The following is a 21143-nucleotide window of genomic DNA, read 5'->3' as shown; positions in this document are numbered from 1 at the left end:
CATAACGTTTGAACATAAAAAGGAGCATCCAATCGTCGAATATCGCCTGATTGGACACCCCCTTAAATAATTGAAACAAGCGGCCCCAATTATGCAATTGAAGAGCCTTTTCTAGATTCTTTTAAATTTTCTCGTGCTAGCCTCAGTTTGTAGACCAAGTGAAGTATGACTCAGACTGACGCCTAGCACGTGACCGAAGCGAAAAGAACAAGCTTTCATGCATTTCTTTGTAAACTGACGATACTTTTGTTTTTTTTATTCGTCCTGTTCAGTTAAAATGAGCGGGCCTTCTTTAGTAATCGCAATTGTATGCTCGTATTGAGCAGAATATTTACTATCAACTGTCCGTGCTGTCCAGCCATTTGAATCCATTTTCATTTGATACGCACCAATGTTTACCATTGGCTCAATTGTAAACACCATTCCCTCTTTAATTCGAGGACCTTTACCTGGCAGGCCGTAATGGGGGACGTCTGGCTTTTCATGGATGCTTGATCCGATCCCATGACCGATAAAATCACGGACAACAGAAAAACCTTCGCTTTCTACATACGTTTGGATTGCATGACCGATGTCTCCAATACGATTGCCTACTTTAGCTTGTTCAATTGCGAGATACAAAGATGTCTTCGTTACTTCAAGCAACTTTGCTACCTGTTCAGAAACTTCCCCTACCGGATACGTCCATGCGGAATCCGCCAATGATCCGTTTAAGTTTACGACCATATCAATCGTTACGATATCCCCCTCCCGCAATGGTTCTTTGCGAGGGAAGCCGTGGCAAATTTCATCATTAATACTTGCGCAAGTAGCATATTTATATCCTTTGTAACCTTTCTGCTCCGCTGTCGCTCCATGCTTTTCCAAATATGCATCTACAAATTCTTCGATTTCCCACGTTGTAACTCCTGGCTTAATTAATTTACGAAGCTCTTTATGTACTGAAGCAAGCAGTTCTCCAGCCTTTTTCATACCTTCAATTTCTCTTGTTGATTTTAATACAATCATTTTTGTATCCTACCTCTCTATTTATTCCATTATTTTAAACGTTTCGAAAGTGTTACTTTCTTAAGGTGAGAACGAGTGAGCATCACACTTTTACCACCTATCATATCTTTCATTTCATTTTATCACAAGTCGGTCTCTTACATGAATGTTCTGGCGAGTAGTATCGTGGAATGAAAATGAAGAGGAATTGAATTTTAAGAAGATATGTTATTAGTTCTCCCGCTTAGACAGTTGACAAACCCAGGCATTTCCTCCGTTGTCAATTCTATTCGTTTCCGCATCATGCTGCGAATATAAAGGCTGAGAAGGTACCTTTATTGGTTCCCTCTCAGTCGTTTATTTATTTTTTCAAACTAATCGCAATTTTAGCTCCAATTTCCGCATTATGTTTAATTAGGGAAATGTTTGCGTTTAAGCTTGATCCATTTGTTAATTCCTTTACTTTAGACAATAAAAACGGTGTAACCTCTTTACCTGTAATATGATTTTCTTTTGCTTGTTTTAATGCTTCTTCAATAATACTATTCATAAATGCTTCATTCAGTGCGTCCTTTTCCGGGATCGGATTTGCAATTACTAATCCTCCGTTAAGACCAAGATCCCATTTTGTCCGAATGATCTCCGCTGCTTCTTCCGGTGAATTCACACGATAATTTACATGAAATGGACTTTTCCTCGTAAAAAAGGCGGGGAATATATTCGTTTCATAACCAACGACTGGAACTCCATGCGTCTCTAAATACTCAAGAGTTAAACCGAGATCCAAAATTGACTTTGCACCTGCACAAACAACTGCAACATTTGTTCTTGCTAATTCTTGAAGGTCTGCTGAAATATCCATTGTCTTCTCAGCCCCACGGTGAACCCCGCCAATTCCTCCAGTAACAAAAACTTCAATATTAGCCATTTGTGCGCAAATCATTGTTGAAGCAACTGTTGTTGCTCCATTTTTCTTAGTAGCAACTAAATAAGGCAGATCTCGGCGGCTCGCTTTTTGAACATTTTCACTTGTTGCTAAAAATTGAAGTTCTTCATTTGATAAGCCGATCTTTATTTTCCCATTTATAATCGCAATTGTCGCTGGAACCGCTCCATTTTCTCGAATAATATTTTCAACTTCTTTAGCAGTCTCAACATTTTGCGGATAAGGCATTCCGTGCGCAATAATTGTTGACTCAAGGGCAACAATCGGCTTCTTTAATTTCTTTGCTTCTAAAACTTCTATTGAATATTCAAGCCAACTCTTTACCATAAGACGTACTCTCCTCTAGATGAAATGTTGTTTATATGATTGTTGAAGCATATGTTTATTTAACATCGGATTTACTGTTTCAGGCGATTGTAATGTGAGTAAAGAACAAGTCATGCCAATTTTACAAGCATCTTCTGTTCTTAAACCGTTTAAATCTCCATATATAATGCCTGCTACTAATGAATCACCTGCTCCAGTTACATCAGTTATATTAACTTTTGGCGGTAATAATACCCCTGCATCACCTTCTTTTGTATAATAAACAAGACCTTTATCTCCTCGTGTAATGACAACCTTTTCGACACCTTTTTTCATTATCTCCTCTGCTGCCTTTAAAAAATCGCCTTCGCTTTCAATCGTTATTTCAGATAAAACTTCTGCTTCCTCTTTATTTGCAATGAGCCATGTGACTCCTAATAAATTGTTTGGCAATTTTCTTGCTTTAGGAGATGAGACTGGGACGACACACATTGGAATTTGTTCTTCCCGACATAAATCAATTATTTGTTTTAACACATCTTTCGGGAAGTTTGTATCAATAAGAACCATTTCTGCATTTGCTATATATCCCCAACGCTTTTCGATAAATTCCTGCTGTACAGTATCATAAATTGACATATCAGCAAGTGCTACAACCATTTCGCCGTCCTTGTCCAATAAAGCAGTATATGTGCCTGTTTCTAGATTCGGCAACGACAAGGATGGTTCAATATCAACAAAAGTTTCTGTATTCGTTAACAGCCATTGCCCTTGATGGTCTTCTCCAACCACTGTCATAAGTGCAGAATCAATTCCAAGTCTCCCGAGATTTTCAGCTATATTTCTTGCTACACCTCCACGCGACTGAGAGCTCTTTGCAGGATTAGATGTACCAAATTCAAGCTTTGTTGCTACTTGAATCTTTCGATCGATATTTGCACCTCCTATACAAAGAAGTTGCTTTTTTTTCGGCACAACATAAGCTCTGCCAAGAATTTCGCCTTGTTTTATTAAGGAGCTTATATAGCCTGCAACAGCAGAACGTGACAATCCAGTTCTTTCCGCAAGCTCATTTTGTGATATAAAGGGGTCTTCATTAATAAATTGCAAAATAGCTAACTCTTTTTTATTCATCTAACCTCTCTCACTCCCAATCCACACTCTTATAACATATGTTTATATTATAAACATATGTCTTTATACTTGCAACCTTTCCTTATTTTTTATCTTTTAAAATAAGTTGTAACATTTTTCATATTTCTCACATATATAACTCAAAAATTTCTCACTTTTCTCACAAATATTTGCTATTATTTCCTCTGTATATGAATTATATCGCTAAGGAGGAAAGATTGAATGAAAAAAAAGCAAATGTTACTTTTAGTTGTCATTGCAGCCCTATTTATAAGCGCATGCGGTAAAAGTGACAACACATCTGAAAAAAAGGAAGATCAGTCTCCGAAGACGGAAGAAACAGCAGCAACTGAAGTAAAAGATAAGGATGATGAATCATCCGATGAGGCTGATGCAACACCAAAAGAACCAACCGAATCTGATAAATGTGCATTTTGCAACATGGAAGTATACGGAAGCGACCATGAAATGGGAGTATTTACTGTCCAAGCAATTAATAAAGATGGCGAACATTTATTTTTTGACGACTCTGGCTGTTTATTAAATATGGAGCGGCAGTTAGAAGAACATTTTAATACGAAATGGGTTCGCGATCATGAAACGAAAGAATGGATCGACGCAGATAGTGCAGTCATTGTAAAAGGTGAATTTGAAACACCAATGAAGTATGGTTATGCTTTCTTTAAAGATGAAGAGAGTGCAAACAAATTTATTGAAGAAAATAGTGATAAAAATGCAGCTCTTTCATCTTGGGACGAAATTGACAAAGTATCCAACGAACGTTACATGAAAAAAATGCAAAACCAAAATGGCGAGGCACACGGCCATGACGAGACAGATGAAGATGCCAAAGACGAACATGGCGGACATTAAAAATTAAAAAAGATTACAACAAATCATAACACTACTTTATTTCGTAAAAAACGAACATTTAATACTTAACACTCATATTTTACTTTTCATAGAAATCTCAACTGACCCTTCCCAAAAAAGCAGGGATATCCAATCAGTCAATTTTCGGCTATTGGGTATCCCTTTTTTACGTTCAAGAATGCTGATCTATTAATTTTGATTGTCTTTTGCCCCTTTGCGATAACCCCGTTTCAAACTGTTGACAAACGTCCTCAATCTTCGTTACTTGCCCTTCATTATTAGCTCATAAACACACCGCTTCGTGCTGCGCGCCCTCAACTAGTCTCAAGGATAGCTGCTCAAAGATTATTTTTGTCTACAAAGATAGCTTATATAAAAACTGTTGTTTTGTTATCCATTTAATATTTGTTTTTTGAAAAAACACCTTTTCTAACGATACCGCTTTTCCATTCTTATTCGTCAGTTTCTTAACTTCTTCACAAATAATGACATTTCCCCGTTCCATAAATGCTGCACGATCAGCGATTTCTTCAACGAGTGTTAAAATATGAGTCGTAAATAAAATGGTTTTTCCTTTTCGCTTTTCTTCTAAAATCAATTCCTTAAAACGATATACCCAATAAGGATCTAAACCATTTGTAGGTTCATCTAAAATAATGAACTTCACATCTGAAAGTAGTGCTTGTGCTAAAGATAACCGTTGTTGCATTCCTTTAGAATAGTGCTTAATCATCTTTTTTCCATCTTCAGCTAAGCCAACTGCATTTAAAACAGCGTTCACTTTTTCATTTGAAACTTGACGGAGCTTTCCGAAAAAACTCAGTATTTCATATCCTGTCAGTTGCTTCGGGAATAGCATATCATCCGGCATATAAGCAAACATTTCCTTATAATGTTTACTCATAGGATTTGCTTTTTGACCGTTAACAAAAATGTCTCCAGCTGTTGGCTTTAAAATGCCGGTCAATATTTTTATTAAAGTGCTTTTCCCTGCTCCATTTCCGCCGCATAATGCAAATATTTCTCCTTTATTAATAGAAAAGTTAATTTCATCCACTCGATTAAATTTATTATAATGCTTCGCAATATTGTTTAATTGAATAAAAACCTGCTCATTCATCGCTAATCCCCCTATTTAGAAGAAAGCTGCTCAGTAAAATTGGCGTAACAAACCAAAAAATTACTGATAAAACAAATAATAATTGACCAATCAAGCCGTTCGCCCATATCGTTAAATCATAAAGTTTAGGACCGAAAACAGCCGCTCCGTCCATTGATAAAATCGCCCATACCCTAATTAGCTCAACAGGATTTAAAAAAATGGATACAGTAAACATTGGCAAAATTAATTGTTTTGCTGCTATTAAACTTAAACCCATTACGATAAACTCATAGAATAATACCGCAAATGCCCAAACGATTAAACTTACTCCTAACGCCTGAAAGCGGGTTTTTGACGAGATTCCAATCAACATAGACAAAGATAAAAAGACCGCTGCTAATAAGATCGAGAACAAGTAAAAGAGCAATAAAGAAGTAATCGAAGCTGTACTATTAATCAAATACATAACAAGAACAGCTGCTCCGTAGGCAAATGTCAGCACAGACCATACCGCAACAAATAGACCGATATATTTGCCAATTAAAATTGTGCGCGGATGTAGCGGATAAGTGAGCATTAAAGTAAGACCCCGATCCTCTTTCTCACCAGCTAAAAAAAGACTCCCTATTAATAAAGAAATTAAAGGGATAAGCATTAAGTTTAAATTTAACAAGCTCGCTGTCATCCGATTAAAGCCCTCAAAGCCGGAATGACCGGAGTGGCCAAAATAGGCCACCATGACAGCAAGAACAGTAAAAAGAATACCAAAGCTAGTTAACCATTTGCTTCTTAAAATTAATGTTAATTGTTGCCGCGAAACATGATAAATCGCCATTATTCCCAACCCCATTTATGTTTCTGCAGTTTTTCATAATTATAAAGCTCGCCCATTCCTTCCTTTTTTATATAATCTTCTGCTCTTTCTTTCGTTTCAAAGCTAATTACACCATTAGCCATCGGTGTCCAAATGTCAGGATCATATACGTGATATGCTTTGTCTAATTCAACCCATTCGCCTGTCTCAACATCGCGAACATACTTTTTTGCAAGATCCCCATCTTTTTGATCCTTTTCAATAAACTCTATCATGCAACCAATATCATCAAATTTATACACTTCACCGTCTTTCATCATTAGCTGTGTAGCGTACATCTCACTAGCAATACTCATATTACATACTTCACAAACATCAACTTCAGGATTAATATCCTCAGGCTCATACGCCTGATCTTTTCCACATGCTGTTAATAACAGAATAACAATAACAATGACAAAAAATTTTGCTTTCATGATAACTTCCTTCCTTTAATTATCGTAATTGAAGCTACTAATAATAAAACTGCTGCAGTTAAAATCACCATTCCGCTTCTGCCATGTTCCTTTACTGATTTTTGCTTACTTAATGGAAAAGGCTCGATAGCTGGCAGTTCGTCAAACACATTTGCTGATCCTAATGAAGGAAATAACGATTCTGCTTTACTCCACAACTTCACTGCTGGACTTTCAAAGAAAAATTGCCAATACGGCTGTTTTCGCAGTAGCTGATCATATAGCGATCCTGCCTTATAATACGTTTCGCCAATCCCATCTCCAGTAACATCAAATTGCCCGTAATCATCCCAGTAGTTTCCAAGTTTACCGTTATCTAAACGCATCTTTTCATTGGCAATTTTCGATTGAACGATGTTTGAAATAAAATTATTTTCTGAAAAAATGTTACCTGAATTTTCTCCGATAAATTCAAGTCCGACTTGATTAGCAGCGATAATATTTTTAACTGTTTCTGTATTAACACCCTTTTCAAATGAAATTCCAGTACTGTTGCGGATGATTTCATTTCCTTCCAAATAAATATCTTTTGCATCGTAAATTAACACTCCAAATCCTCTAAAATGGAAATGGTCTGTTACAACATTATTTAAAAACTTTAAACTATTTGAATCCATCACCATCAAACCAGTTACATTTTCCGTTAAGTTATTTTCCTCAGTTAGAATATCTCCGCTAAACATATAATGAAGAGCATATCGAGAAGATTTAATCGAATTGTTCACAACATGAATTTTTTTCGTGAAATCAAAGTACACCCCATCTTGGACGCTATCAATTTGATTGTTTTTTATGAAATGACCACTACCTTTAAAAAGGTGAATCCCATTTCCTCTTTTTGAAAAATGCGTTGCATCCCCTTTAATTTCATTATTAACAATGAGATGATCTGTCCCTTTATCAACATTTATACCGAAATGATTGTTAATAAAGCGATTTCCTTCGATCCGATTATTTGTTCCTTTGACGAGATAAATCCCACTGTCTTTTTCGGCTGAACCACTGTTTTGAATGGTAAGTCCTGTAATCACAACGTTGTCAGCCTCATTGACAGTAATGACGTTTCCTTTATTGCCTCCATCAATGACAGCGCCTTCCATTCCGGCAATTGTAATTGGCTTTGAAATCGTCAAATTCTCTTTAAAAACCCCTTTTGGAACGACTATTTTTGCTCCAGCCGCCGCCTGATCAATCACCGCTTGAATGGATTGTCCTTCCTCAACGACTAACTCATGAGCGAAAGCAGGCTTTTGAAAAAGAACAAAAAAAACAGCAAAAAACATCATGGCATACAACAGCCAATTTCTCTTCTGAACCTTACATTGCTTATCATCCGAATCGAGCATGTTACACACCCTTTTCTCTTTCTAAAGAACAACTAACTCTTTATAGAAAATTCTATTAAGTAAAATATTCCTTCAAAGATTATACTAACCAAACATAAATTATCAAATAATTGTGAGAAAACATTGAAATTAATGTGCTTATTTAAAGAAAATAATGGAACGAATTTTTATAAAAGAATGCTTTACTACTCACTTGTTGAACGAATAGAACCCGCATTAAATGTAGAATATTTTAATGTTAACTAAAGAAAATCACAGAGGAAATTCGCAAAAAAAATGTGTCTATTTTGTGAACAATGCCATATAATATAAGTAATTTATCAAATTTATATTTGATACCATTAGGCATGCAGCACGAGGAAAATTAATCACCAAGAACTAAGAATGTTTTATTTCCACATAAGGAGGAGATGTAATGGCTTTTTTTCATTTGTTAAACTTTGCGATCCCGGTTCTATTTATCATCTCCCATTCGGTTTTTTACTCGATCACTTAACAAAGCCTGACAAAAAGGGAAAAATGAAAGACTGACTATTTCTCCAACTTTGATTACTAAGATTAAGCTACATAGAGCTCAAAACGTTCTCAAATACTATCCCTAATTTTGAAAACGCTTTCTTTAAAGTGTAAAGCATCAAATCGAAGCGAGTAAAACTGACTATAAAAAAAGCTTTAGACCGTGCCTTTGGTCATATCAAATTGTCGTTTTTTAGCTACTATTTGAAACATCACCATTAGCAAGGTCTAAAGTTATTTTTTTTGCATTTTTAAGCCATTCAGTAGCTTTTTCAATATCTTTCGAGAATATTCGGTCTTTTATAATCGATGGAACAATCATTCTTCCTGCTTGATAAAAACTCCGTGTTTTGTTTTACATGTTTTCGATTCCGCGATACTCAACCGCTTGCATTGCGCAAATCAGCTCAATTGCCAGCACTTTTCGTGTATTTTGAATGATTTGATAAGCATGCCTTGCAGCAATTGTCCCCATACTGACGTGATCCTCTTGATTGGCGGAAGATGGGATAGAATCAACACTGGCTGGATGTGCAAGCGTCTTATTTTCTGAAACTAACGAAGCAGCACTGTACTGAAGGATCATCGCTCCAGATTGTAAGCCTGGTTCAGGGCTTAAAAACGGAGGTAAATCATTTAATTGTGGATTTACAAGCCGTTCAATTCGACGTTCGGAAATATTCGCAAGCTCAGCGACAGCAATTTTCATAAAATCCATCGCTAATGCAATCGGCTGACCGTGGAAATTGCCTCCAGAAATCACTTTATCTCCGTCATTAAAAATGAGAGGATTATCTGTTGCTGCGTTCATTTCAATTTCAAGTTTTTCTTTTACATAATCTAACACCTGCCATGATGCCCCATGAACTTGTGGAATACATCGAAGTGAGTAGGCATCTTGAACACGAATCTCTCCTTGTCTAGTCGTTAAACGGCTCCCTGACAAATAGGCTCTCATTCGTTTTGCTGTTTCAATTTGCTGCGGATAGCCTCTAACAATATGAACATCTTCATCAAATGCATCAATAATCCCATTGAGGCCTTCTATCGTCATTGCTGCAATTAATTCACTCTTATAAGCAAGCTTTTCAGCCTCTAAATAGGCAACAACTCCCATTGCAGTCATCGCTTGTGTCCCATTAATTAATGCTAATCCCTCTTTAGCATGTAAAGAAATTGGCATCATGCCTTCTTCTGCAAGGGCAGTCTCAGCTTGTATTCTTCTGCCTTTATAAAATACTTCACCCTCCCCCATTAAAACAAGGGCTAAATGAGACAGCGGCGCAAGGTCTCCGCTCGCTCCAAGAGAGCCTTGTTGTGGAACAACTGGATGGATTTTAGCATTTATTAACTCAACTAACCTTTCGATAATGATCGGTCTAACTCCTGAATAACCTTTTAACAACGCATTTGCGCGCAGCAGCAGCATTGCTCTTGATACAACTTCTGGGAAGGGATCGCCTACTCCACAAGCATGTGAATGGATTAAATTTAATTGAAGCTCTTTAACATAGTCTACATTTATTAGCACATCACTAAATTTCCCAAAGCCTGTATTAATCCCATAAACGACTTGACTTTCTTGAACAATCTTGTCAACTGCTTTCCTGCCTTTTTCCACTAACTGTAAATGATCCTTACATATAGTTACAGTTGCCTGATCATATAAAACTTGATAAACATCTGTTAACGTTAACGAATTCCCCGTTATTTTCATAACCCTTACACTCCTTGATTATATTAGCGGAATAAAGAAAAGGCCCGCTTTCAAACAAAATGTTTGAGAGCGAGCCTTTTTAAATGTGTGATTGTAAAATTGATTTATTAATTTCATCATAATCCGCTTCCTATACTTTTATCAATATACTATTATATTATGTGATATGAAAACAGATTGTCAATTACTTTTTCCATATTTTATCAGTCTAATTTGTTAATATACTAAAGCAAAACTAGATTAAACAAAGCTTGTCCACATTATTATTTACCATTTTTCACAACTTCTCTTGTTCCAGAATATAATCCAGATGCAGATAAGCCTAGCATTAATCCAACGACAAATCCTTCTTTCAAACTAACCCCTAAATAAAACATGCCGAATAATAGTCCAAAAATAACTGCAACAAAAGGTGAATACTTACCAGGCAGCCCCCCTCTTTTAAACAACTCTACAATTCCCATTATGAGAGGAATTAAGGCTACATCATATAATTGGAACATTTTCTATTCACCTCCTTTTATTACAGCATATTAAGACTTGTACAATATTGGCACGGCTGTTCGACAAATTTTATTTACGGATGATCGACGCCAAAACATGTCATTTTAATACTTTATCCGTTATACTGATAAAGTGAACCTACTGTTAACTTTATGGGCACGTGAATGGACAATGAAACATCAATCTTGTTCAATGTGAAAGGAGATTTTATGAAATCACTAATTCTTGCAGAAAAACCGAGTGTTGCCCGAGAAATTGCGCGCGTTCTCGGTTGTAAGCAACAGCATAAGCATTATCTTGAAGGAAACAAATATATCGTCACTTGGGCTCTCGGACATTTGATCGAATTAAAGATGCCAGAGCATTATGATAAAAAAAATACGCATTGGCGACTTGAAGATTTACCAATTATCCCTCAAAAAATGGGCTTAAAAACGATTAAACAAACAAGCCATCAATTTCGTGCAATCAAACAATTAGCAAAACGAAGCGATAAAAAAGAATGTATTATTGCTACTGACGCAGGACGAGAAGGAGAACTTGTCGCCCGTTGGATTCTTGAGAAGATCCGTTGGCGTAAACCAGTGAAACGATTATGGATCTCATCTCAGACAGATAAAGCAATTAAAACAGGCTTTCAACAATTAAAGCCAGGAGCACAGTTTGATTCGCTCTATGAATCTGCTGTTTGCCGGGCAGAAGCTGATTGGTTAATCGGTTTAAATGTGACAAGAGCATTGACAACAAAATATAATGAGCCTCTTTCAGCCGGTAGAGTACAAACACCAACATTATCGATGATCATGGAACGAGAACGAACAATTCAAACTTTTGTTCCGAAAGAATACTGGACGATTTCTGCTCAAATCGGCACTTTAAAAGTTGACTGGGAGCATAATGGTGAAAAGCGAATTTTCCAAAAGGAAAAAGCCGACAGGATAAAAGAAAAAATAATAGATAAAAAAAAAAGCTGTTCTCCGCTTAATTAACCGGAAAAAGAAGAGTGAGCAACAACCACTGCCATACGACTTAACTGAATTACAGCGTGATGCAAATAAAAAATTCGGCTTTTCCGCGAAAAAAACAGCAAACGTTCTGCAACGGTTATATGAACAATATAAGCTCGTCACATATCCGCGAACAGACTCTCGCTATTTAACAACAGATATGAAAAGCACGATGATTGATCGTCTTCATGGTATTTCTTCAGGCTATAAAGAAGAAGTTAAAGAGGTTTTTAAAAATAATGGAAAAGTAATGGCGAACCGAGTTTTTAACAATGAAAAGGTAACAGATCATCATGCCATTATCCCAACAGAAGAAAGATTGCATTTAAGTGATTTAGACGCGGATGAACGAAAACTATACGATTTAATTGCCCGCCGTTTTCTTGCATTATTTTATTCTCCATATCAATATGAAACAGTTCATGCAACCTTTGAGGTGAATGGAGAGACGTTCATAGCCAAAGAAACAGTTGTCATTGATTTAGGATATCGTAAAATAACGGGAAAAAGTGATGAAAAAGCCGCAAATTTAAACAACTTTACAAAGGGAAATACTTTTTTAATAAAAGAAGTAAGCCAAGAAAAAAAATTAACTGAACCACCGCTTCGTTACACAGAAGCAGATTTATTAAGTCAAATGGAAAAATTCGGTCTTGGTACGCCTGCCACTAGGGCTGATATTATTGAGCGCCTCTTAAGTACGGAAGCTGTTGAACGGCAAAACGGGCGACTTTATCCAACAACAAAAGGAAAACAACTTATTGATCTAGTCAATAATGAACTAAAATCACCAGAGCTCACATCAAAATGGGAAAAAGAACTTGAATTAATTGCCCGAGGGAAAGCGAATCCAAAGAAATTTATCGAGAACATTCGAAAGCAAACGACCTATCTTGTAGCTGAAATTAAAAAGAGCGAAAAAACGTATCGTGCCCATAACTTAACAGGTGCAAAATGTCCCGAGTGCGGCTCATTTCTTAAAGAACGAAATACGCGGGAAGGAAAAATGCTTGTCTGCTCAAATTTGGAATGTCGCTTTAGAAAAAGAAAAGATCCGAAACTTTCCAATCGCCGCTGTCCGCAATGTCATAAAAAAATGGAGATTCATAACGGAAAAGCGGGCGTCTATTTTCAATGCCGTCCATGCAACATCGTTGAAAAAGCAAGTGAGCGGAAAAAATCAATTTCTAAACGAGAAGAACGAAAGCTCGTGCAACATTATACTAAAAAAGACGTCTCCTTTGGAACGAGTTTAGGTGACTTACTGAAAGAAGCGTTAAATAAAGACGAGCAATAGTAAACTCCCCCGCTTAAAGGCGGGGATTTATTTCCCTTAAACGTTTGCAAGTCAATTTATTTTCTCACTAAATATTGCTAATATGAAGGAGAACATTTTAAAAAGGAGGAATTAAAAACATGAGTGAATTTAAAAAAAACTTGGAAAAGTATGCAGAACTAGCCGTAAAAGTCGGTGTAAACATACAAAAAGGACAAACATTAGTGATTAATGCCTCTCTCGATGGAGCAGAGTTTGTTCGACTTGTAGTAAAAAAAGCCTATGAAGCCGGTGCTCATAATGTTATTACGAATTGGAACGATGATGTTGTCACTCGATTAAAATATGAACTTGCTCCGGATGAAGTATTCCATGAATACCCAATGTTAAGAGCAAAAGAAGTTGAGAAATTAGCTGAAAACGGTGCAGCATTTATGGCAGTTATTTCTTCAAGCCCTGATTTATTAAAAGGGATCGATCCAAACCGAATTGCTAACTTCCAAAAAGCAGCTGGGAAAGCAAGAGCAAAATATCTCCAATACGTATCAGCAGATAAAGTTAGTTGGACTGTTGTGGCAGCAGCCTCAGAAGATTGGGCAAAAAAAGTATTCCCTGATACTCATGACGCTGTACATAAACTATGGGAGGCAATCTTTAAAGCAACTCGTGTTAACAGTGATGATCCGATTCAAGCATGGAAATATCACGATGCTTCCCTTCATAAAAAAGTCGAATACTTAAATGAGAAAAAATATAAACAACTGCATTACAAAGCACCTGGAACAGATTTAACAATTGAACTCCCAAAAAACCATCTTTGGGTTGGAGCTGGAAGTATCAATGAACAAGGAAACGAATTTATGGCAAATATGCCGACAGAAGAAGTGTTTACTGTTCCGTTAAAAACAGGGGTGAACGGCTGCGTCTCGAATACAAAACCGCTAAGCTATGGTGGAAATATTATTGACAACTTTACGATTACATTTGAAAACGGGCGCATTATTGATGTGAAAGCAGAAAAAGGTGAAGACATTTTAAAACATCTTATTGAAACAGATGAAGGTTCTCATTATTTAGGTGAGCTTGCTCTCGTACCTTTTGATTCACCGATTTCTCAATCAAACGTCCTTTTCTATAATACTTTATTTGACGAAAACGCCTCAAATCATTTAGCAATTGGGAATGCTTATGCATTTTGTATTGAAGGCGGAAAAAGCATGACTCAAGAACAGTTAAAAGAAAATGGTCTGAATCAAAGCATCACTCATGTAGACTTCATGATCGGTTCAGCCGAAATGGATATTGATGGAATCACTACAGATGGAAGAGCAGAACCCATTTTCAAAAAGGGAAATTGGGCATTTTAATATGAAACGAGACTGGGACATAACTAAAACAATCAACTCTAAAAACGAACGATATGCTCATTTAGGGGAGAAAATATACGTAGACTCCTGCGGGAAAAGCAACAGCTGAAAATCCCGCAGGAAGCGGTTTTTGCTTCCGAGGAAGTTGAGACGTTGCCCGCGGAAAGCGAAGTATATTTCCGGAGCGGGATATAAGCACTAACTATCTCATTGTTCGGATTTATCTTTGATTAAAATGGTTTTGTCCCGACCTTGTTTTTGATTAGTTTTAAAAAAACTACACAGTTTCCTTAGATAATGAAAATCTTTGTTTACATAAAAAGCTGAACGCAATATACGAGATAAACGAGAATAAGATCGGTAAAACAACAGTATGCATGCCAAACGGATTTGGATAAAATCGATCAATGATAATATATGAACCTACCCCGACAATCATCGAAGCTAAGGCTCCGTATTTATTCCCCGTCTTCCAATAAAGCCCAAAAATAATAGGCCAAATAAACGCCGCTTCCAACCCGCCAAATGAGAATAAATTTAACCAAATAATTAAATCTGGCGGATTTAACGCCATTAGAAAGACGAGAACACCTAAAGCAGTCGTAACAAATAAACTCATATTCTTCACTTGTTTCGGAGGAGCATTCGGTTTTATATAATTTAAGTACACATCTTTTACAATCGCCGAGCTGACTAAAAGTAACAACGAATCAACTGTCGACATAATCGCTGCCATTGGCGCTGCTAAGACGACTCCAGCAAGCCAGGGCGGCAATACTTCCATTACAATTAACGGCATGACCTTATCACCAATTTCAATTCCCGGGATAATGGCCCTCGCAAATACACCGATTAAATGCATTCCGAGCATAATGAAACCAACGACAATCGTACCAATAATAATAGCTCGGTGCATTGCTTTTGCATTTTTATAAGACATAGCTCTAACGGTTACTTGAGGTAAGCCGACTACCCCTACCCCAATTAGTATCCAAAAGGAGGAAACATATAATGGCGTTAATCCGCCATCAAAACCATAAGGGGAAATTAAATTCGGATTTTCGGCTTTTAAATCTGCAATCATATTAGCAATTCCGCCTCCAGCAATAATTGTCGCAACTAGTAAAATCAATGTTCCGCCAAACATTACGATCCCTTGAACTGCATCAGTTAACGCCACTGCCCTGAAGCCGCCGATAATGACATAGACAAGAACGGATAGTGCAAAAATAAATAACGCTGCGGTATAAGAAAGGCCGGTTAATGACTCTATTAATCTTGCTCCTCCAACCCATTGGGCCGCCATTGCCGAAAACAAAAAAATAATCATACTCACTGCTGAAAATAATACAACCGCTGTACTTTGATAACGCTCTTTTAAATAATCAATTAACGTAATAGCGCGATATCTCCTTGCCATAATAGCAAATTTTTTTCCAAGCACCATTAAGACGAAATACCCTGTTGCCACCTGTGCCATCGCCAAAAGCACCCAGCCGAGACCTTGAGTATATGCGACACCTGGACCGCCAATAAAACTGCTCGCACTTCCATAGGTAGCAGTCATTGTCATCGCCAAAATAAAGCCGCCCAGCTCCCTGCTGCCTAAAAAATACTCTTGGAGAAACGAGTCTGACTTTTTCACGTATAAACTTCCCCAAAATCCAACGATGAAAATAATAAGCAAAAAAATAATTAACGGAGAAATGACCGCCCAATTCATTCTGTTCTTTCCCCTTCCCCATCCTCAAACGGAACTTCCTTAAATAACAATTTTACAACCAAAATAATCATAAAGACCATCACAATAAAGCCAACGACACAGCTATAAAAAAACCAAGCTGGTAATCCAAAAACATATTGATATTTTTCAACTGGTGCAGAACCTAGATAATAAGCAAATCCAAACCACCATATAAAGTTTATGACAACGAGCACTACACCGATTAAAGCTTCCCTATGTGCTATTTTAAAACGGATATCCTTTGAGTTCGAACCATGATCCATCTCTTTCTCTCCTTCAACCATATCTTCCTGTTAAAGTTGATTTTACTACAACCTTAAAGCTGTGCCTAATCGAACAGAAAGATTCATAACTAAAAAACTAGTAATCAGTTGAAAATACAAAATATCTATCACCTTTAACATTTATACATCATGACACAACTTAAAACAAAGAATGTGCACATCCCCACAAAAATCACTCAAATCAATGAAAGAAAAGAGTGTTTTCTATAAACTATAAATGGCTTTTTAAGAAGCAGAAAATCAAAAATTAACATCGGAAATGAGATGATTATTCTATTGTTTATGTAAAAATTTTATTACAATCGCGACTTTTTAACCGAATAAATAGTATAATGTGGTTTATCCTTTAAGATCATGTGAACTCATTTCTGTAAGACGATCATACAAAAAAATAAGAAAGGAGAGACGATCATGTGGAATGATTTTAAAAATTTTGCGATGCGTGGAAATGTACTAGATTTAGCTGTCGGTGTTATTATTGGAGCAGCATTCGGAAAAATTGTTTCTTCGTTAGTAGATGATGTCATTATGCCTTTATTCGGCTTATTATTAGGCGGCATTCATTTCAAAAATCTTTCATTCACCTTTAATGATACGAAGATTATGTACGGCTCTTTCATCCAATCGATCGTTGACTTTTTAATTATTGCTTTTTCAATTTTTATATTTATTCGTTTCGTTAATCGATTTAAAAAGCAGGAAGAGAAAAAAGCTGAAATATCTGAAGTCGATTCAAAAGAAAAGCTGCTTACAGAAATTCGCGATTTATTAAAAGAAAAATAATTTACTATTTTGCCACATACTAGTATAATGTTTTTGAATTATTACAATTTTACGAGGTGACTATATTGTATACACAAACTGTAAATGAACATTTCCCGTCAGTTTTGCGAACATTTGCTTTATCTTTAGCATTCGCTCTACTTGGGATGATGGCTGGTGTGTTTGTTCCGCCTGCTTTATTTATCCCCCTTGCAATAATTGAAGTAGGGATGTTAATTGTCGCTTTCATGTTACGAAGAAAAAAAGCGATCTCATATCAGTTCCTTTTTATTTTCACATTTATTTCTGGAATCACTACATATCCGATCGTAGCTCATTACATGTCTACTGTCGGCGGAAATGTCGTCTTAATGGCATTAGGAACAACTACTACTGTCTTTACTGGCTTAGCACTATATGCTAGTAAAACGAAGCGCGATCTCTCTTTCCTTGGAGGAATGTTGTTCGCAGCCCTGCTTGCACTTATTGCTATTTCTATTTTTAATCTCATTTGGCCGCTAAGTTCTACCGGAATGCTAGCCTTTTCCTTTATCGGTGTACTTGTATTTAGCGGGTATATTCTCTTTGACTTCAATCGAATGAAACATTACGGTGTTACTGCAGAAGAAGTTCCATTAATGGCATTAAATTTATATCTTGATTTTATTAATTTATTTATTAGTATTTTGCGTATTTTTGGAATATTAAGCCGTGACTAGAAAAGAGTTGGAAGGTGGTGACCTCCCGAAAGTTAGAGTGATAAATCTAACTTTCGGGGGGTCATTACCGAAGCCAACTCTTTTTTTAGTCACGATTTCCTCAGACTAGTTGACAAAACGCCTGGCACTGGGAGAAAGCGTTAGTTTACAACGGTGTACGAGTACTTTGAATACGACGTTATTTTTGCCCAGATGCCAATAACTGCTTAATCACTTGAAAAGTTAAATTAGGAACAATATTAAATGAATACTCTAGTTCTACGCGTTCATATTTTTTATGCGCGTCATAGCCATATGGTCCAATGTTAATGACTGGAATATTCAAATCGCGAATATGTTGATAATCTATATAATGCTTTGTTCCCCAGCTCGGATTGTTATCACATGCTGCTTGAATTTCCTTTTCATCATCACTTAACGAGACAAAACTCATATCTGAAATATACGGAAAAAAGTTCCGAGTTACAATTGAATAAGGATAATGAGGCTGGACTTCAGCAACAGCATGATCAAGTGCTTGAAGTACATTTTTTTCACGTTCGCTTTTTTCTCCTGTAACTTCGACTCTTGGAGAATAAAGAGAGGAGTAAAACAAAATAATTGCAGGGCTTTTATCCTCCATCCATTTCCAAGCTTCCTCAACAACCGCAGCAGCAAACATTCTCACATCTAATTGTTCATCAGTTAATTTGTTTTGCTTGAATTTTTCCATATGATCAATATAGCTCTGTCCATGGAGCTTTGTTAAAATACGCTCCATTTCTTTATAAGTAAGCACTCTTGGCTTCCAGCTTATTTCGTGAAACGTATCACCTGATCGGCGGCAAAATGCCTTATAACGCTCTTTGTAATCAGCCAACGCTTGTTGAAAAGCAATTATTGCTTCATTTTTTAGCTTAACTAACACTTCTTTCGGAGACCAAGAATGAACAAAGAAGTTGTAATATACGTAAGCTGCTAAAGCGGTTTGCACAGTATAAAATGGTTTCAAGTCTGTTTGCTTTAACGATACTGGCGGTGTAGTTATTTCTCCATATGCTTCATTGCAAAGTGCTGGATTATAATTTATTTGCTTCGTCAAATAGGCTGCAATATAGTTTGGATCTAATCCTTCAAAACAAGAGCCAACATGGGTTTCAGCTCCTGTTATAAAAAATGAAGGTAATAGCTTTCCGACAGTCCCTTTATAAATATAGCGATTTTCATCTCCTGGAAAACGAGGTGACACAAAGTCAGCGTTAATTGCTGCAATATAATTGAATTGATGCTCCTTTTTCCAAGCTTTTAAAGCTTTTAAGGCAGACAAAATTCCGTGCGAGCTGTCCTCTTCATCGCATTCGGCAATCAACACGATGTTGCCTGACAATTTTTCGGGGTGCTCACTATAGTATTTTAATAAGTAAAGATGACTTGCTAGTCCGCTTTTCATATCTAACGAACCGCGCCCAAACAACCATCCGTTTGAATGCAAATGTTCACGAACAAGCGGCGGAACGGCTTCCTGTTTCATTTTTTCCATTAATTCATCGGGAGAACAAGCCCACTTTTTTAAATGAGCAAAGTCATCGATTTCGACTGTGTCTAAATGCCCCATTAAAATAATTGTTTTATCGCTTGCCGACTTTGTTCCTCTTACATATGCCAATACGTTGTATCGCTCATATTGATCGTTCATCGTCTTTTGCATCATAACAGCAGTTTCGTGTAACTGGAAATATTTAAGCTTTTTAATCCAATGAAAAATATATTGTGCAACTTGTTTTTCTCCATTAGTATTTACAACACTATTTACATGTACGAGCTCTTTCGTAATCGCTAAAACTTCTTCACGACAAGGCCGCAATTTGTCAACCTCCTTCCGATAAATGGCCTAAAGTAATTTAATCGTAATGCTTAACTGGCCTACGCAATATAAGCGAGAAGTTAATTTTTTTGCAAATTGTTAAGTAATGCATAAGCAGCAACAGTAATCCTCCTGTGTTCATGCCAATAATGACACCGTACATTCCAAACTGTGCGCTTGAACCAAATATATAAATGAGTGAAAACGAAATGATTGTTGACCAAATAGAATGAAGAAAAGCTTCTTTCACAAGTCCAAGCCCAATTAAAAATGCTTGCATCGGGATGACAAAGAAATGAACTAAAAAATACGGCCATAGAAGCTGTAAATAAATTGATGCTGTCGATGACTTAAAAAATAAATTCGTTAATGGCTCAGCAAAAATATTAAAAATAAAGACAGCAGGAACGCCGTACAAAAAAGTTAACATCATGACTTGCTGAAGAAGCTTTTGCAGCTTAAATAAATCTTTTTTTGCATACGCTTCCGATACAGTAGGAATTAACATGATCAATAACGAATGGGCAATAAATGCTGGAAAAAAGCCAATTGTAAGCGCAACTCCCGCTACCATACCAAACTGCTCTGTTGCAGCAGTCGCTGTTAAACCTGCCTTCAATAGCGCACTTTTAATTAAAAATGGTTTCACTGCATGAGTAAGCGCATGGAAAATTCGCATTCCTGTTGTCGGTAATGATACAGCTAGTAATTTATCTCGGACTTCTTTTCTTCTTAAGCTTAATCCTCTTTTCTCCTTTAAATTACGGGCTTGTAAATAGTAGGCATGAATTAAATAAAGAAAAACAATTAATTCACTGCCAATGAACACACAAATTGCAATTAAAATAGCTGATTCGATTTGAAACTGAAATAGTTTGAAAACAATGATAAGTAAAAGCAACTGTGCAATTTTTCGCATTAAGTTGGAAATCGCAATTTTACTCATTTTCTGCAACCCCATAAAATACCCTCTTGCAATAGAAGAAAAGGAAATAATCGGAATAAGTAAAATACATGCCCAGCGAATATATGGATGATACGTTTGAAAGACTGGAACAAGTATAAAAATAATGGTTACGGCACTCATTAAAACAATTGTAAATAAAATAGTTAATTGAAACGTATGTGTAAGCATGCTTTTATGATATTGCGCCTCTTTTTCGGCAATAAACTTAGAAACAGAAACTGGTAACTCTAAGCTGGCAATAATAACGACTAAAAAAATTGACGGCAAGATGGACATGTATAATCCCATGCCCATTTCACCTAATTCCCGAGCTAATACGACGTTAACCAAAAACTCAAAGATTTCGCTTATGAATGCCGCCATAACTAAAACAATTATTCCTCTATAAAAAGCTTTCATCATGTCTCCCCTTAT

Annotated in this window: 16 protein-coding genes and 2 pseudogenes; 5 read left to right on the top strand and 13 right to left on the bottom strand. The window is 36.5% G+C overall.

The window, feature by feature from the left end; all coding sequences use genetic code 11:
• Positions 1–255: 255 nt before the first annotated feature.
• The 3 genes from map to K6959_RS01975 all read right to left on the bottom strand — a co-directional run bounded on the left by map (position 256) and on the right by K6959_RS01975 (position 3373).
• Positions 256–1008 (bottom strand): type I methionyl aminopeptidase, encoded by a 753-nt coding sequence (gene map, locus K6959_RS01985; RefSeq protein WP_163241210.1) that lies wholly within the window; start codon positions 1006–1008, stop codon positions 256–258.
• Positions 1009–1348: 340 nt separating this feature from the next.
• The gene (locus K6959_RS01980) at positions 1349–2260 is read right to left on the bottom strand and encodes a pseudouridine-5'-phosphate glycosidase (protein ID WP_163241208.1); all 912 of its coding nucleotides are present in this window, start codon (positions 2258–2260) and stop codon (positions 1349–1351) included.
• A gap of 15 nt (positions 2261–2275) precedes the next feature.
• Complete coding sequence (locus K6959_RS01975; RefSeq protein ID WP_163241206.1) at positions 2276–3373, bottom strand: carbohydrate kinase; 1098 nt, start codon at positions 3371–3373, stop codon at positions 2276–2278.
• Between the two features lie 222 nt (positions 3374–3595).
• On the opposite strand from K6959_RS01975, the gene K6959_RS01970 reads away from it, so the two are divergent.
• A complete protein-coding gene (locus tag K6959_RS01970; protein ID WP_223087480.1) occupies positions 3596–4246 on the top strand; it encodes a nitrous oxide reductase accessory protein NosL in 651 nt (216 codons plus the stop codon).
• A 355-nt stretch (positions 4247–4601) separates the two neighbouring features.
• Here K6959_RS01970 and K6959_RS01965 read toward each other — a convergent pair whose 3' ends face one another.
• The 6 genes and pseudogenes from K6959_RS01965 to K6959_RS01940 form a co-directional block, all read right to left on the bottom strand.
• A complete protein-coding gene (locus K6959_RS01965) occupies positions 4602–5366 on the bottom strand; it encodes an ABC transporter ATP-binding protein (RefSeq protein WP_223087478.1) in 765 nt (254 codons plus the stop codon).
• Positions 5359–6183 carry an ABC transporter permease gene (locus tag K6959_RS01960; RefSeq protein WP_163241200.1) on the bottom strand — a complete coding sequence of 275 codons (825 nt, stop codon included), beginning with the start codon at positions 6181–6183 and terminating at the stop codon, positions 5359–5361. The genes K6959_RS01965 and K6959_RS01960 overlap by 8 nt, the downstream gene beginning before the upstream one ends.
• Positions 6183–6638, bottom strand: coding sequence for a nitrous oxide reductase accessory protein NosL (locus K6959_RS01955; protein ID WP_163241198.1), 456 nt, complete (start codon positions 6636–6638; stop codon positions 6183–6185). The genes K6959_RS01960 and K6959_RS01955 overlap by 1 nt, the downstream gene beginning before the upstream one ends.
• Entirely contained in the window at positions 6635–8023 is a 1389-nt protein-coding gene (locus tag K6959_RS01950) for a right-handed parallel beta-helix repeat-containing protein (protein ID WP_163241195.1), read from the bottom strand. The genes K6959_RS01955 and K6959_RS01950 overlap by 4 nt, the downstream gene beginning before the upstream one ends.
• Before the next feature lie 709 nt (positions 8024–8732).
• A pseudogene (gene hutH, locus K6959_RS01945) lies at positions 8733–10256 on the bottom strand (histidine ammonia-lyase).
• Between the two features lie 263 nt (positions 10257–10519).
• Positions 10520–10759 carry a hypothetical protein gene (locus K6959_RS01940; protein WP_163241191.1) on the bottom strand — a complete coding sequence of 80 codons (240 nt, stop codon included), beginning with the start codon at positions 10757–10759 and terminating at the stop codon, positions 10520–10522.
• Between the two features lie 210 nt (positions 10760–10969).
• Between K6959_RS01940 and K6959_RS01935 the strand changes: the two are divergent.
• Together K6959_RS01935 and K6959_RS01930 are read left to right on the top strand one after the other, a co-directional pair.
• A pseudogene (locus K6959_RS01935) lies at positions 10970–13064 on the top strand (DNA topoisomerase III).
• Positions 13065–13183: 119 nt separating this feature from the next.
• Positions 13184–14410, top strand: coding sequence for an aminopeptidase (locus tag K6959_RS01930; RefSeq protein ID WP_163241187.1), 1227 nt, complete (start codon positions 13184–13186; stop codon positions 14408–14410).
• Positions 14411–14687: 277 nt separating this feature from the next.
• Here K6959_RS01930 and panF read toward each other — a convergent pair whose 3' ends face one another.
• Together panF and K6959_RS01920 are read right to left on the bottom strand one after the other, a co-directional pair.
• Positions 14688–16133 carry a sodium/pantothenate symporter gene (gene panF / locus K6959_RS01925; protein ID WP_163241185.1) on the bottom strand — a complete coding sequence of 482 codons (1446 nt, stop codon included), beginning with the start codon at positions 16131–16133 and terminating at the stop codon, positions 14688–14690.
• Positions 16130–16417, bottom strand: a complete 288-nt coding sequence (locus tag K6959_RS01920) for a YhdT family protein (protein WP_163241182.1) — start codon at positions 16415–16417, stop codon at positions 16130–16132. The genes panF and K6959_RS01920 overlap by 4 nt, the downstream gene beginning before the upstream one ends.
• 432 nt (positions 16418–16849) lie before the next feature.
• Here K6959_RS01920 and mscL point away from each other — a divergent pair, with 432 nt between their 5' ends.
• Together mscL and K6959_RS01910 are read left to right on the top strand one after the other, a co-directional pair.
• A complete protein-coding gene (gene mscL, locus K6959_RS01915) occupies positions 16850–17221 on the top strand; it encodes a large conductance mechanosensitive channel protein MscL (protein ID WP_163241179.1) in 372 nt (123 codons plus the stop codon).
• Between the two features lie 65 nt (positions 17222–17286).
• The gene (locus tag K6959_RS01910; RefSeq protein WP_179959017.1) at positions 17287–17919 is read left to right on the top strand and encodes a Bax inhibitor-1/YccA family protein; all 633 of its coding nucleotides are present in this window, start codon (positions 17287–17289) and stop codon (positions 17917–17919) included.
• Between the two features lie 178 nt (positions 17920–18097).
• Here the strand turns inward: K6959_RS01910 and K6959_RS01905 are convergent, their stop codons facing one another.
• Both K6959_RS01905 and K6959_RS01900 read right to left on the bottom strand, forming a co-directional pair.
• Positions 18098–19762 (bottom strand): M20/M25/M40 family metallo-hydrolase, encoded by a 1665-nt coding sequence (locus K6959_RS01905; protein WP_163241174.1) that lies wholly within the window; start codon positions 19760–19762, stop codon positions 18098–18100.
• Positions 19763–19799: 37 nt separating this feature from the next.
• Positions 19800–21128 (bottom strand): polysaccharide biosynthesis protein, encoded by a 1329-nt coding sequence (locus K6959_RS01900; protein WP_163241171.1) that lies wholly within the window; start codon positions 21126–21128, stop codon positions 19800–19802.
• Positions 21129–21143 lie beyond the last annotated feature (15 nt).

The sequence above is a fragment of the Bacillus aquiflavi genome (genome assembly GCF_019915265.1).
GTDB lineage: Bacteria > Bacillota > Bacilli > Bacillales > Cytobacillaceae > Bacillus_BT > Bacillus_BT aquiflavi.
The sequence above is the reverse complement of the archived record's forward strand: the minus strand, read 5'-3'. Positions and strand labels throughout refer to the sequence as shown.

What these genes read in the sequence shown, in the direction of transcription:
- K6959_RS01950 (WP_163241195.1), bottom strand. Translation starts at nt 8,023, where the DNA reads ATGCTCGATTCGGATGATAAGCAATGTAAGGTTCAGAAGAGAAATTGG.
- K6959_RS01975 (WP_163241206.1), bottom strand. Translation starts at nt 3,373, where the DNA reads ATGAATAAAAAAGAGTTAGCTATTTTGCAATTTATTAATGAAGACCCC.
- panF (WP_163241185.1), bottom strand. Translation starts at nt 16,133, where the DNA reads ATGAATTGGGCGGTCATTTCTCCGTTAATTATTTTTTTGCTTATTATT.
- K6959_RS01900 (WP_163241171.1), bottom strand. Translation starts at nt 21,128, where the DNA reads ATGAAAGCTTTTTATAGAGGAATAATTGTTTTAGTTATGGCGGCATTC.
- K6959_RS01920 (WP_163241182.1), bottom strand. Translation starts at nt 16,417, where the DNA reads ATGGATCATGGTTCGAACTCAAAGGATATCCGTTTTAAAATAGCACAT.
- K6959_RS01970 (WP_223087480.1), top strand. Translation starts at nt 3,596, where the DNA reads ATGAAAAAAAAGCAAATGTTACTTTTAGTTGTCATTGCAGCCCTATTT.
- K6959_RS01965 (WP_223087478.1), bottom strand. Translation starts at nt 5,366, where the DNA reads ATGAATGAGCAGGTTTTTATTCAATTAAACAATATTGCGAAGCATTAT.
- K6959_RS01940 (WP_163241191.1), bottom strand. Translation starts at nt 10,759, where the DNA reads ATGTTCCAATTATATGATGTAGCCTTAATTCCTCTCATAATGGGAATT.
- map (WP_163241210.1), bottom strand. Translation starts at nt 1,008, where the DNA reads ATGATTGTATTAAAATCAACAAGAGAAATTGAAGGTATGAAAAAGGCT.
- K6959_RS01930 (WP_163241187.1), top strand. Translation starts at nt 13,184, where the DNA reads ATGAGTGAATTTAAAAAAAACTTGGAAAAGTATGCAGAACTAGCCGTA.
- K6959_RS01955 (WP_163241198.1), bottom strand. Translation starts at nt 6,638, where the DNA reads ATGAAAGCAAAATTTTTTGTCATTGTTATTGTTATTCTGTTATTAACA.
- mscL (WP_163241179.1), top strand. Translation starts at nt 16,850, where the DNA reads ATGTGGAATGATTTTAAAAATTTTGCGATGCGTGGAAATGTACTAGAT.
- K6959_RS01980 (WP_163241208.1), bottom strand. Translation starts at nt 2,260, where the DNA reads ATGGTAAAGAGTTGGCTTGAATATTCAATAGAAGTTTTAGAAGCAAAG.
- K6959_RS01960 (WP_163241200.1), bottom strand. Translation starts at nt 6,183, where the DNA reads ATGGCGATTTATCATGTTTCGCGGCAACAATTAACATTAATTTTAAGA.